Source organism: Flavobacterium amylolyticum, from assembly GCF_048284335.1.
Lineage (GTDB): Bacteria > Bacteroidota > Bacteroidia > Flavobacteriales > Flavobacteriaceae > Flavobacterium.
Genome location: NZ_JBLVPG010000001.1, coordinates 1,344,097 through 1,357,456, shown reverse-complemented (window position 1 = coordinate 1,357,456; position 13,360 = coordinate 1,344,097). Strand labels below are relative to the sequence as shown.

General features: G+C 35.0%; 9 protein-coding genes. 3 read left to right on the top strand and 6 right to left on the bottom strand.

Annotation, left to right across the window (positions count from 1 at the left end; translation table 11 throughout):
* Positions 1–312 precede the first annotated feature (312 nt).
* Positions 313–1,563, top strand: coding sequence for a methionine adenosyltransferase (gene metK, locus ACNQF9_RS05995; protein ID WP_417959324.1), 1,251 nt, complete (start codon positions 313–315; stop codon positions 1,561–1,563).
* Positions 1,564–1,682: 119 nt separating this feature from the next.
* Here the strand turns inward: metK and ACNQF9_RS05990 are convergent, their stop codons facing one another.
* Together ACNQF9_RS05990 and ACNQF9_RS05985 are read right to left on the bottom strand one after the other, a co-directional pair.
* Positions 1,683–4,385: a carboxypeptidase-like regulatory domain-containing protein gene (locus ACNQF9_RS05990; protein WP_417989831.1), complete on the bottom strand. Its 2,703-nt coding sequence runs from the start codon at positions 4,383–4,385 to the stop codon at positions 1,683–1,685.
* Positions 4,386–4,444: 59 nt separating this feature from the next.
* The gene (locus ACNQF9_RS05985) at positions 4,445–5,335 is read right to left on the bottom strand and encodes a GLPGLI family protein (RefSeq protein ID WP_417959322.1); all 891 of its coding nucleotides are present in this window, start codon (positions 5,333–5,335) and stop codon (positions 4,445–4,447) included.
* Positions 5,336–5,449: 114 nt separating this feature from the next.
* Between ACNQF9_RS05985 and ACNQF9_RS05980 the strand changes: the two genes are divergently transcribed.
* Both ACNQF9_RS05980 and ACNQF9_RS05975 read left to right on the top strand, forming a co-directional pair.
* Positions 5,450–6,241 (top strand): hypothetical protein, encoded by a 792-nt coding sequence (locus tag ACNQF9_RS05980; RefSeq protein WP_417959321.1) that lies wholly within the window; start codon positions 5,450–5,452, stop codon positions 6,239–6,241.
* Positions 6,241–6,855, top strand: coding sequence for a deoxynucleoside kinase (locus tag ACNQF9_RS05975; protein ID WP_417959320.1), 615 nt, complete (start codon positions 6,241–6,243; stop codon positions 6,853–6,855). Before ACNQF9_RS05980 ends, ACNQF9_RS05975 begins: the two co-directional genes overlap by 1 nt.
* Before the next feature lie 87 nt (positions 6,856–6,942).
* Here the strand turns inward: ACNQF9_RS05975 and ACNQF9_RS05970 are convergent, their stop codons facing one another.
* The 4 genes from ACNQF9_RS05970 to ACNQF9_RS05955 form a co-directional block, all read right to left on the bottom strand.
* On the bottom strand, positions 6,943–9,402 hold the full coding sequence (locus ACNQF9_RS05970; protein WP_417959319.1) for a sodium-translocating pyrophosphatase: 2,460 nt from the start codon (positions 9,400–9,402) through the stop codon (positions 6,943–6,945).
* A 111-nt stretch (positions 9,403–9,513) separates the two neighbouring features.
* Positions 9,514–10,044 carry an inorganic diphosphatase gene (locus ACNQF9_RS05965; RefSeq protein WP_091173192.1) on the bottom strand — a complete coding sequence of 177 codons (531 nt, stop codon included), beginning with the start codon at positions 10,042–10,044 and terminating at the stop codon, positions 9,514–9,516.
* Positions 10,045–10,151: 107 nt separating this feature from the next.
* On the bottom strand, positions 10,152–10,754 hold the full coding sequence (locus ACNQF9_RS05960) for a DNA-3-methyladenine glycosylase family protein (RefSeq protein ID WP_417959318.1): 603 nt from the start codon (positions 10,752–10,754) through the stop codon (positions 10,152–10,154).
* A 99-nt stretch (positions 10,755–10,853) separates the two neighbouring features.
* Positions 10,854–13,340, bottom strand: a complete 2,487-nt coding sequence (locus ACNQF9_RS05955; protein ID WP_417989830.1) for a DUF5686 and carboxypeptidase-like regulatory domain-containing protein — start codon at positions 13,338–13,340, stop codon at positions 10,854–10,856.
* Between the last annotated feature and the right edge of the window lie 20 nt (positions 13,341–13,360).

The following is a 13,360-nucleotide window of genomic DNA, read 5'->3' as shown; positions in this document are numbered from 1 at the left end:
TTTAAATATCCAAGTAAGTTTCAAAAAATAACAGTATAAATATTTTAATTCTTATTTTCTTTAATGAATGAAATGATGAAAAGATTTATACTCAAAAAAAAGTTAAGAATAATATGCAATTCAAAATGGTTTCATACATTTGCACCCGAATACAAGAGGAAAAATTTGAACTGATTGCAACCTCTTCATAATGAAATCAATTCATTATGAATACTGAAATTTTTTCAGTAGAAAAAATGCTAAAGCAGGAACCCTCCTTTAGTCCTTTTCAGCAATTATTTTTTCTCGCTTAATTTTAAAATAATAATTATTATGGCCTATTTATTTACGTCAGAATCTGTAAGCGAAGGACATCCAGACAAAATTGCAGATCAAATTTCAGACGCATTAATTGATAATTTTTTGGCATTTGATGCTGACTCAAAAGTAGCATGCGAAACTTTAGTAACTACCGGTCAGGTAATTTTGGCAGGTGAAGTAAAATCAAATACCTATTTAGACGTACAACAAATCGCTCGTGATGTAATCAAGAAAATTGGTTATACAAAAAGCGAATACATGTTTGAAGCCAATTCTTGTGGAATTCTTTCGGCGATTCACGAACAATCTGCTGACATTAACCAAGGCGTAGACAGAGCAAATCCTGAAGAGCAAGGTGCTGGTGACCAAGGAATGATGTTTGGTTATGCAACTAATGAAACGGAAAATTTCATGCCGTTGGCACTTGATTTATCTCATAAATTACTGCAGGAATTAGCCATTTTAAGACGTGAAAATAACGAAATTACGTATTTGCGTCCAGATGCAAAATCACAAGTAACTTTAGAATACAGCGATGACAACAAGCCAACTCGTATTGAAGCTATTGTAATCTCAACACAACACGATGATTTTGATGAAGAAGCAACAATGCTTGCAAAAATCAAAAAAGACATTATCGAAATATTGATTCCAAGGATCATTGCTAAAAATCCGGCACATGCGCATTTATTCAATGACACAATTCAATACCACATCAACCCAACCGGGAAATTCGTAATTGGAGGTCCTCACGGAGATACTGGATTGACAGGAAGAAAAATCATTGTGGACACTTACGGTGGAAAAGGCGCTCATGGTGGCGGTGCATTCTCTGGAAAAGATCCAAGTAAAGTGGACAGAAGTGCGGCTTATGCAACCCGTCATATCGCTAAAAACTTAGTGGCAGCGGGAGTTGCTGACGAGATTTTAGTACAGGTTTCCTATGCCATTGGTGTGGCAAAACCAATGGGTATTTTTATCGATACGTACGGAACATCAAAAGTGAATTTGACCAATGGTGAAATTGCCAAGAAAGTAGAAGCTATTTTTGATATGCGTCCGTACTTTATTGAACAACGTTTAAAATTAAGGAATCCTATCTATAGCGAAACTGCTGCTTACGGGCATATGGGACGTACTCCAGAAACGGTTACTAAGACTTTCTCTGCACCAGGTGGAAACGAAAAAACGGTTACTGTTGAATTGTTTACTTGGGAAAAATTAGATTTTGTTGACCAAGTTAAAACAGCATTTGGACTTTAATACGTTAGCATTTTATATTTAAACCCGCAATTCGATTGGATTGCGGGTTTTTTTTAGCCCTGATGGAAATGGAAATCCTTTGCTGAAAAAGATTGCAATATACAGTGGGATATTAGTTCCTACAAATTATACTTTAAAGAGAAGATCACATAGCGTGGCTGTACAATATATTGTGAGGTTCTGGTCGCAAACTGGCTGAAGTTATCGTCATTTAATGCAGTCGTATTCATTAAATTTGTTCCGCTTACTTTATATTCTAACTTGCTGCCTTTCTTTTGATAAATCAAGCTCGCACTTAAAAAATCATATTCATTATTGACCGTTTTAGTGTTGTTGTAATAATGATAAAATTCATACTCAGCCACAAAAGAAAAACTGTTCAGGAAAAAATAATCCAGTCTTGCAAAGGGTTTTTCCGTGTAAAAAATAGCATTATTATAATCATTCGTTACTACATTATATCCTAATTCCAGATTGGGCATATTCTTGTAATTTGTTGACGCTTTAAAAGTATAGTTTTGGGTAAAACTCTCGTTTGTTGATAACACATTATTTTGGATGTTATTGAATTTAGACCAATTAAGAGAAGCTCCAAAAGAGGCTTTGTAATTCTTCAAAAAGGAACGTCCGTACGAACCATTTCCGGACAAGGTTTCATCAGCAAAATCAGAATTGAATGGGGATGACGTTTGATTGACTCCGTTGAAAACGGCTCGGGTTTTTATAGCGTCTACCCTTTTAGAATACGTGGCAAAAGCAGTAATGTTCTCAAAATTGAACATGTTGTATTTAAAGTAACGCAACGAATGCACTTGTGCGATCGCGTTTTCTAAAAATCGATTTCCTTTGGTCAAGCTGTTATAATTGGAGAAAATAAATCCTTCGGCGAGTTGATTGATATCCGTAAAATTATTGGTGTACGAAAAATTATAGGTTAATGTTTCTGCTTTTTTAATTTGATAAATCGCTAACAAGTCTGGCAATACTCTGAAGAAATTTTGACTGTTACCGGTCCCTAATTGCTCATTTGTCATGTTATAACTATGCAAGCTCGCTCCGGGAGTAAAAGTAAATTTTCCACTCAAAATCTTATAATGCAATCCCAAAAAAGTATCATTGAAATTGTAATTCACATCATTTACATTGGCAGTATTTTTTAAATTATTGACTGTTTCGTTATCCAAAATTTGAAAAATACCAGAATTAAAATTTTGATAAGAATACGTATTTCCTAGCGTCATATTGATGTTGCTTTTTGGGGTTATCATATAATAATAATCCAATTTAGCATCCAGCTTGTTGGTTTTTACAAACCGACTTTGGTTGATGTCATTTCTATTTTGTCCCGAAATATATCCAGCCAAACTAAAGGGTTGTGATTGCAAATTAGCCTTGTAAAATGGATCTTCCTCTTGATACAAATGCTGCATTTCGAAAGCAAAAATATTTTTATCGCTTTGCGTGTAATACAAACTAAGATTCTGATTGAACGAAATTGGCTGTTGTCGTTTTACCGTATTTATATTTTCTGTATTGGCATTATTGTTGACAATAGATTCCCTTAATAACGAATTATTCTCGTCCTGTTTGGACAATTTAGCCAATATATCATAATCAAACTGAAACTTAGTAGTTGGTTTATAACTCGAGCTCAATTTGAATAATCCCAAATTACTTTTTTGATTTGCCGTTTCTTGACGATTTTCGGTAGAAAGAATTTCAGAAGAATTAGGTTGTAAAATATTCGTTTGCGATTTTGTTTCTAAATCCGTTAGCGAAGAGGAAAGAATCCCAAAACCACTTAAAGTCCACTCTTTATTTACATTGTAGGAGAAATTTGTAGCTCCAAACCTGGATTCAATTTCCTTGGCTCGGTTATTTCTAAGTAATGAAATTCCCAAATCATTTGAAGAAACATTAAAACTGGAACCGCCTTTTTGCATCATGCCTCTAAAACCACCCGTGAATTTAAAATAATCCTGAACGGTCAACGGCAATTCCCCAATATTATTAAAATTCGTAATTACGTTGATGCTGTATTTTGGGTTGTAATAAAACAATTTTGGATTTATTAAATAACGACTTTCTTCATGCGCTACTCCAATTGCTGCGGTCATATCCCCAAACCAGAAATTTTTCTTTCCTGATTTAAGTTTAATATTCATCGCAATATTATCCTGATTATTCTCTACTCCTTTTAACGCGCCAATTTCGCTATAGTTGCGTAACACTTGAATTTTATCAATGGCATCTGCCGGAATATTTTTCACCCCCAACTTGGTATCTCCATCAAAAAAGTCTTTGCCTTCTACCATTAATTTAGACACTTTTTTCCCTTCAACCTCAATTTCGCCATCAGCGTTGACCTCTACACCGGGTAATTTCTTGAGAATATCTTCTAGTTTCCGTTCCGTTCCAGATTTAAAAGAATCCGCATTATAAACAATAGTATCGCCTTTTATCGAAACAGGCATTTCCCGAACAATTTCAACACCATCCAATTCAATCCCGCCTTCTTCAAGGGTAATGTTTTTAAGGCTATTCTCTGAAGCAGTAATAATCTCCAGCTCTTTATTTTGCATTCCCAAATAACTAATTTTTAAACTATAGGCTGTATTTGGTTTTAAAGTAAGAAGAAACTTTCCCTTATCATTTGTTATGGCATAGGCATCCATTGTCTTTGTGGCTTTATTTACCGCCATCACATTGGCCATTTCAAGACCAACTGTTTTTGAATTAGTTATAAAACCTTCCAATTTAACGGATTGTGCAAAGGAAATTGAGGCAATAAAAAACAGGGCAACTACTATTGTATTTTTCATTTAATAAATTATAGATGAAATCGTATTGTAATGATTATAAACTCTAATTTGGCTTACTTTTAATTTCCAATTCTTATTCTCATTCCTCCATTTTCACCACGTCCTTGGTTCATGTCTCTGAACTCTTCCATTTTTTTCAATACAGTTTCATCAAATTCTTTTTGAGTCGTTACTTTTCCTTTTGTTGCTGCTTTTATTTCGGTTTTAACTTTAGGATTCAGAACCACTTTCGAACATAAAATAACTGTTTTACCGTCATTTACTTCTAATATTAAACCTGGTAATCCCCAATAATTTTCCGGCCCTTGATTCACTGGAATTTCTGGCGTATACCAAGCCGTAATGATCGTTTCTTTAGGCATCTCTAATGCATCCAAAAGACTTGTTTTCTTATTGGAATCTACTGATTTCGGGATTGCGATATCTTCTTTTTTGGGTCTGAAGTTCCTAAAATCTGTTTTGCTTGCAACACGTACAGCAGTGGCCTTAAAACAATTGTACCCACCAATAACGCGGGTTTCTACTTCCATTTTCCACTGTAAGTTAGGCAAGGAGTCCTTTATCAGAAACTCTTTCCCCATAAATTCTTTATCAATGGTATAGGATTTCTCTTTTACATTTTTATAATAGGTTCCTCCACCGCCCGTCATAGACATCATCATGCGCATTCCACCAGCACCTTGACCCGGCGTATCTAGCTTTTCTTCTTCTTTGTATATCGAAGCCGATTTATCAAAATTAAGAATAAAAGTTTTTTCGAACATTTTTTTCATACTTTCCTCAATCCTTTTTTGCATGTCAGGAGTCATCTCTTTATTGCCTTCCATGCGTGTTTTAAAATCGGAGGTACTTGTTTTAGATTCGTAAATTGCCATTCCTTGAAATTCCTGAGCATGAAGTCCCATAAATGATACGACTGTTACAACTAATGCGAAAATTACTTTATACATATTATTGGTTTTAAATAAATAAGACTGGGAAATAGTATTTTTGTTACAAGGATTCTGTTAAAATAACAGTAAGACACCCCTAATTATATTAGGTTTAATCGTAATTTCGCTTTTATGAAGAAAGTAATGCTATTGCTAATTATCGCTTCGTTTTCTGTCGTATCAAGTCAGAACCAAAAATTAACTGCTCATAAAATCGATTCTATTCGTTTTGATGGAGATCAGTTTTTAGGATACGATCCTTTTGGTTTTTATTATACCATTAAAAATAATGTCTTTTCTAAAATTAACACGATAGGTACTTTAGAATATAAAAATATTTCTTTGGGCAAGATCTCAAAAGTTGACTTACAAAACCCATTAAAAATTGTTTTGTTCTACGAAAATTTCAATACTGTTGTTATATTAGACAATCAATTGAATGAAATTCAAAAAATAAATTTTTCAGAAAATACAATTCCAATTGTAGCTACTGCTATTGGAATCGCATCAATGAATCAATTGTGGATTTATAACAGTATGAATCAGCAACTGGGACTGTACGATTATTTAAACAAGGAGTACAAAACCATTTCAGTTCCTTTTGTAGGAAGCATCCAGAATTACTCTTCAGATTTCAATTTCTTCCATTGGGTTGACACTAAAAATAATTGGTACACTTGTGATATTTTTGGAAGAATAACAATCAAAGGTAAAATTCCTGATTTTGAATCGATTGCAATTATAAATAAAAATCAGTTTATGCATTCGAAAGACTCCCGTTTGTTTCTGCAGGATTTTGAAAAAGGTAAAAAAACTGAAATTGAAATTTCAGAAAAAACGTTTAAAAAATTCTATTACAAGGACCAAATTTTATCTATTTTTACATTCGAAGGAATTACAAATTATAAAATCATAATACCGTAATGCACATAGCAATAGCAGGAAACATTGGCTCTGGAAAGACAACTTTAACGCGCTTGTTAGCGAAACATTTTAAGTGGGAACCACATTATGAAGACGTTGTCGACAATCCGTACTTAGATGATTTTTACCATCAAATGGAACGTTGGTCGTTTAATTTACAGATTTATTTCTTAAATAGCCGTTTCCGTCAAGTGATGCAAATCCGTGAAAGCGGTAAAAAAATCATTCAGGACCGAACTATATATGAAGATGCCCATATTTTTGCACCCAACCTATATGCCATGGGCTTGATGACCAATCGTGATTTTCAAAATTATTCTTCGCTATTTGAATTAATGGAATCTACGGTTAAAGCACCTGATTTATTGATTTATTTAAGAAGTTCTATCCCTAATTTAGTCGGGCAAATACACAAAAGAGGCCGTGAATACGAAAACTCAATATCCATTGATTATCTAAGCCGTTTGAACGAACGCTACGAAGGTTGGATTCAAACCTATGACAAAGGAAAACTATTAATCATTGATGTGGACAACATTAATTTTGTTGACAAACCCGAAGATTTAGGAACTATTTTTAACCGCATTGATGCTGAATTGAACGGATTGTTTTAGAACGCAGACTGCACAAATAATTACAGATTTTCATATATAAAAATGCCTCGCAATTGCGAGGCATTTATTATTTAACAACAAAAGATTTTATTTCACAGCATCAATCTTAGTTTGAACTTCTGCATCAGTTCCTTCATAACTCTGGATAACCACTTTACCGTTTATTATTGTTTTAATGGTCGCTTTTACTTTTCCATCAACATTCGTTTTTTCAATAGTAACTTCTTTCGAAATAATTTCAGTTACCGCTCCTGAAACATTCATAAATTTACACGTTTTACTGTCACATCCTTTCGCCAGACACTCTTCTTTCGACATTGACGTACACATTTCAGTCGAAGTGCAACACGCTGCTTTGCCGGAAATAGTATGACTTCCGTTTCCTAAAATTGGAGCTATTACAAGCCCAATCAAGCACGTTAATTTAATTAAGATATTCATTGATGGTCCAGAAGTATCTTTGAACGGATCACCCACGGTATCTCCTGTTACTGCTGCTTTATGCGCATCAGAACCTTTATAGGTCATTTCTCCATTTATTAAAACTCCCGCCTCAAAAGATTTTTTTGCATTGTCCCAAGCACCACCGGCATTGTTCTGAAAAACAGCCCAAAGCACTCCAGAAACAGTAACTCCGGCCATGTAACCGCCTAACATTTCAGCGATTAATTGATTATTATCTCCATAAACTAATTTACCCAAGAGAACAATAGCGATTGGAAACCCAATAGTCAAAATTCCAGGTAACATCATTTCGCGCAAAGCAGCCTTGGTAGAAATATCAACACATTTAGCATATTCTGGTTTTCCGGTTCCTTCCATAATTCCTGGAATCTCCCTGAACTGGCGCCGTACTTCATACACCATATCCATCGCTGCTTTTCCAACGGAATTCATGGCCAAAGCCGAGAAAACTACAGGAATCATTCCGCCCACAAATAACATCGCTAAAACAGGTGCTTTAAAAATATTGATTCCGTCAATTCCAGTAAAGGTTACATAAGCAGCAAATAAAGCCAGTGACGTTAATGCTGCCGAAGCAATAGCAAAGCCTTTTCCGGTTGCGGCAGTCGTATTTCCTACAGAATCTAAGATATCTGTTCTGGTGCGCACTTCTTTTGGTAATTCACTCATTTCGGCAATTCCTCCAGCGTTATCAGATATGGGCCCAAAAGCATCAATTGCCAATTGCATGGCAGTTGTGGCCATCATTGCGGATGCTGCTAAAGCTACCCCATAAAACCCTGCAAAAGCATAAGAAGTCCAGATTGCTGCAGCAAATAATAAAACCGTTGGGAACGTAGAAATCATTCCGGTTGCCAAACCTGCAATTACGTTTGTCCCAGCTCCGGTTGACGATTTTTGTACAATAGCCATAACGGGTTTTGTACCCAAACCTGTGTAATATTCTGTTACCGATGAGATAACAGCTCCAACCACTAACCCTACGATTGTGGCATAGAACACACGCATAGATGAAATTTCTTTAGTCCCTTCGCCAAAGAAATCCATTTTCATCGTTTCCGGCAACATATATTGTACCAAGAAGAAACACGCAATCGCTGTTAATATAATAGAAACCCAGTTGCCTATATTTAATGCTTTTTGAACTTGTGCTTCTTTAGCGTTATCATCTGTTATTTTTACTAACATTGTACCGATAATAGAAAATAAAATACCAAAACCAGCGATTGCCATTGGCAATAAAATAGGTCCTATTCCGCCAAAAGCATCTTGAATATTTCCGCCCATGTCTTTGATGACGTAATTTCCTAAAACCATGGCTGCTAAAACGGTTGCTACATAAGACCCAAATAAATCAGCACCCATTCCGGCTACATCTCCTACATTATCTCCTACGTTATCTGCAATTGTCGCCGGATTACGGGGGTCATCTTCTGGAATTCCAGCTTCTATTTTTCCCACTAAATCAGCTCCAACATCGGCCGCTTTGGTGTAGATCCCACCGCCAACTCTGGCAAACAAAGCGATAGATTCTGCTCCAAGAGAAAATCCGGCTAATGTTTCCAATACAATGGTCATGTCTTCTGTAGAAGTCCAAACTCCATTCATAAAAAAGTGAAAGAAGAAAATAAAGAAAGTGGTCAATCCTAAAACAGCTAAACCCGCAACACCTAATCCCATTACGGTTCCACCACCAAAAGAAACTTTAAGAGCTTGCGGCAAACTAGTGCGTGCCGCTTGCGTAGTTCTAACATTGGTTTTTGTTGCAATTTTCATACCCATATTCCCCGCTAAAGCCGAGAAAAAAGCACCAAAAATAAAAGCCACAACTATTAATATATGCGTAGTAGGGACGATAAATGAAATTCCGGCTAAAACAATACTTGCACCAATTACAAAGAAAGTCAATAACCTATATTCTGCTTTAAGAAAAGCCAAGGCTCCTTCGTAGATGTAATCCGAAATCTCTTTCATCTTACCGTCACCCGGATCTTGTTTTAAAACCCATGCTCGTTTTGTAAACATAAATGCCAGTCCAATAAATGCCATGGCTATTGGCAAATAAATCATTATTGTATTCATAATTTTGGTTTGGTTTTTGGTTAAAATCAATAGTGTAACAAAACGAATTTAAACAAAAAAGCAATACTCTTAACAGAATATTGCTCTTTTTGTAAAAATTATGGTATAAAATTATTTAATACTAAATAATCCCTCTGGTTTATTTTCGATTTGATTAAAACGCTCCGTACATTTTCTGATTATTTCATACGCTTCATTTACATCTCCCCAACCGCCTACATCAACTTTTTTGTTTTCAAGATCTTTGTACACTTGGAAAAAGTGTTCAATTTCTTTTAATAAGTGTGGATTCATATCCGACAAATCATTTAATGAATTCCAGATTGGATCAGAAACCGGCACACAGATTACTTTTTCATCTGGCCCTTTATCATCTGCCATGTGGAAAACACCAATAGGCTTAACCTCCATCACACATCCTGGAAAAGTAGGTTCATTTACCAAAACTAAGACATCTAATGGATCTCCGTCTAATGCTAATGTTTCTGGAATAAATCCATAATCAGCCGGGTACATCATCGATGAGAATAACATTCTGTCAAAACGCATTCTTTTTATTTCGAAATCATATTCGTATTTATTTCTACTTCCTCTTGGTATTTCGATTAAGACATCGAAAGTTGTTAATTTGTCTGCAGTCATTTTAGTTTTTTCTTATCTATAATTATGGTTGCAAAAGTAAGGAAACTATACGATTACACAATACGAAATTTATGTTATCTCTTGATTAAATTTTAACATACCGTACTTTAATAAACCACCGTTCTATTTCGTTTTTTCAAATAATGGTGCCACAAAAGATACGTTGCAAAAGAACGATACGGACTCCATTTCATCGTGTGTGCTTCCATGGCGCCTTTATCGTGAATACCTAACAATTCTTTTATCGTATTGACAACCGCAATATCTCCTAACGGTAATAAATCCGGTACTTGCAAACAAAACATCAAGTAAATATCGATGGTCCAGTTTCCTATTCCTTTGATCTTTATGAGTTCCTCGCGCACTTGCTCCGCTGTTTTAGCTGGCAAACTTTCCAAATCAATATCTTTATTTAGTATTGCTGTTGACAATGCTTTGATATAAGACGTTTTTTGACGGCTTACGCCAAGACTTCTAAAAACCTCATCCGATAAATTAAGGAGTACCTCAGGCGTTATGCTTTTTTGGCTGGCTTTTATTTTTAGAAATGTGGCTTTAGCTGAATCTATAGATACTTGCTGCTCCAAAATCAACAATACCAAAGTCTCAAAACCTTGTAGCCTTACAGGAATGGCTGGCAATCCGTACTGCTCAATAATTGATTTAAAAATGATGTCTTTTTCTAAAAGATAGTCGATGGCTTCTTGCATAATCTAATATTTTTTTAGCCCAGATGGAAACGGCATCCTTTTTATAAAGCGATTTTTATTCGCCTTATAAAAAGATATAGTGTACAGCTGGAATAGCTCCTAGAAATTAAACCCAAACGACCCTTTTACAGTAAAACGATTCGTATCCGGTGTATTGAGATAATTGCCTCTCCAAGCGAAATCGATGCGAAAAACTTTAAAAATATTTCCAATTCCGGCGCTGTATTCCCAATACCCTTTTTCGGGTGCGTTGTAAACTAAACCCGAAGCATTGATCGCTCTGTTCTCCTCTGATATACTGCCGTAGACTCCTTTTACCGAAACAATTTCTCTCCAATTGAGTTTTCGCATAAACGGAATTCTGGAAAAAAGTCGGCCATTGAAATTATGATTCCACTGCAAAGTCGCGTATTGATCCGACAAGAATTCGTAAAAATTAAGATTGCTAAAGGTATTTTCAAGGATGAAAAAAGTTTGATTCCCCGGAATCACACTCATTAATCCCAAAGGAACTGTCCCAAAGGTTTTCCCTACTTCCATAATGATATTGGTCCTTCCCAGTGGCCCAATAATAATAGGTTGCTTGTAATACAATTGTATTTTGTCGTATTTAAAATCGCTGTTTAATAGTCCTTTAAAACCATGGCTGTAATTGACAAAAAAGCGACTGTAGGGACTGTCTACATTTTCTCTTTCAACAGCAAACCCAATGGTTTTTCTTTTAGGAGTATATTCCACCTGAAAGTTAACTTCGGACTGTTTCACATCGCTTTTTATCACAGCATTTTCAATATCCGTATAATAATCCAAACTAAAAGTTGGCGATGCGGATTCTAAGGTACGATATGATATTCCGGTTTGAAAAATTAAATTTTTAATCGGCTCAATTTCCACCGCAATATTACTGAGGTTGATATTCGTCAATTTTCCATTATTTCCTGATGAAAACACAGACGAGGAAGCAAAACTTCGGCCTAAAATATCGTAGGTAGTCGTCAGACTCGCCCCAATTTGTTCAATATCGCGCCTGTTGCCTCCCGACAAAATGATTCTTTTCTTCTTATCGACCATCCATTTCCCAGAAAACCCATATTTGAATTTCTCATCCTTAAAGCCATACGCCGTGTAGCCTTGAATACGCCACGTATCATTTGTTCCAAAATACGTTCTCCCCCCCGCTCGCAATCGAATCCCTTCTACTTCGTTATAACCAAAAGTTGAAAAAAGAGGCCCATAATCAAAATTTCCAAACTGTAAAAAACCACTTGCCAAAACCTGTACTGTACTGTAAATTTGTTTAAATCTTTTGACTGTTTGCAACGTATCGAGCATTTTATAAACGCCTAATTCATCCTTAGTTAAATTCTCAAAACGGTTTTCAGTCCAAAATTCCTCAGACTTATTATAAACATCGGCATCCATATAATTGACCTCATCTTTATAAAAAGAAACTGGTTTTTCTATATTAAACTTGTGATTCCTATAATAGGAGGTTCGTTTTCCGTAAACACCTTTGGATTTTTCTTTTTTATTTAAGGCAAAGTCCGACATCAAATAATCCTTAGTTAACAAGAATACAGAATCACTGACCACTTCAAATTCCTGTTCTAAATAAATGTCTTTTACCCAATTGATATTAGCGCTTTTGGTAACTGCCATATTAATTTTCTTAATGGCAAAGGTGGAATCATTAACCCAAAAATCACCTTTAAAAGTAAGTTCATTTTTACGTCGGGGATAAAAGACAATATTATAGCACCATTTTTTATCAATATACGCACTGTCTTTCAACACATAATTGTATACATCAATCCCTGTTTTAGATAACGGACTGGTAAAACTTTTGTCAAAAAAAGTTAAGTAGTTATTGTAGATGTCGTAATTAGAATATAAATCTTTTACAAAGGTTAAAATTTGTTGGTTCCCATTAAAACCGGATGTTTTACTGGCTTTTATTTTTTCTTTAATTTTCTTCAATTTAGTATCCCCGTATACATCGTTCAATGATTCGTTAACAAAAATGGGTAAATATGTTTTACCAGTAATTTTTGAAGTGTCCATTTGATTAAAGATAAACTCCATCCCTTTAAAGAGAGTACTTTTCATGAAAGCACTATCAATAGAATTCATATCAAATTCTATTTTCTCATATTTCTCCATTTCGTATTGGTCAAACAGGCACAAGCCATTTTGACGTTTTCTTTCCCAAATTTTTCGAAGAATATCAAGAGCAGGATTATTCTTTTTTGATGTTTTACCGGCAAAAACCATTACTTCATTCAAACTTTCGGCTTCGTTTAGCTGAATTGTTAAATTGTAGTTCACTAATTTTTCTAATGTTATTTCTTTTTCAGAAAACCCAACGGAAGATATCAACACTGTACTATGTGTTTTCCTTGATTCCAAATAAAACCGACCATCCTCATTGGCAACAATTCCTTCACTTGAGTTTTTAAAAACTACATTAGCGAAAGGAATGGGTTGATTTCCTTTATCAACCACAACTCCGCTTATTTTTGTCTGTGCAAAAATCGTGTTCGCAAAAACAAACATAAAAAACAACAAAAACAAAAAATTATTTTTCATAGTCATTCAAAAAAAAACTC

Coding starts and splice junctions, on each gene's coding strand:
- ACNQF9_RS05980 (WP_417959321.1), top strand. CDS start 5,450: ATGAAGAAAGTAATGCTATTGCTAATTATCGCTTCGTTTTCTGTCGTA.
- metK (WP_417959324.1), top strand. CDS start 313: ATGGCCTATTTATTTACGTCAGAATCTGTAAGCGAAGGACATCCAGAC.
- ACNQF9_RS05975 (WP_417959320.1), top strand. CDS start 6,241: ATGCACATAGCAATAGCAGGAAACATTGGCTCTGGAAAGACAACTTTA.
- ACNQF9_RS05990 (WP_417989831.1), bottom strand. CDS start 4,385: ATGAAAAATACAATAGTAGTTGCCCTGTTTTTTATTGCCTCAATTTCC.
- ACNQF9_RS05970 (WP_417959319.1), bottom strand. CDS start 9,402: ATGAATACAATAATGATTTATTTGCCAATAGCCATGGCATTTATTGGA.
- ACNQF9_RS05965 (WP_091173192.1), bottom strand. CDS start 10,044: ATGACTGCAGACAAATTAACAACTTTCGATGTCTTAATCGAAATACCA.
- ACNQF9_RS05955 (WP_417989830.1), bottom strand. CDS start 13,340: ATGAAAAATAATTTTTTGTTTTTGTTGTTTTTTATGTTTGTTTTTGCG.
- ACNQF9_RS05960 (WP_417959318.1), bottom strand. CDS start 10,754: ATGCAAGAAGCCATCGACTATCTTTTAGAAAAAGACATCATTTTTAAA.
- ACNQF9_RS05985 (WP_417959322.1), bottom strand. CDS start 5,335: ATGTATAAAGTAATTTTCGCATTAGTTGTAACAGTCGTATCATTTATG.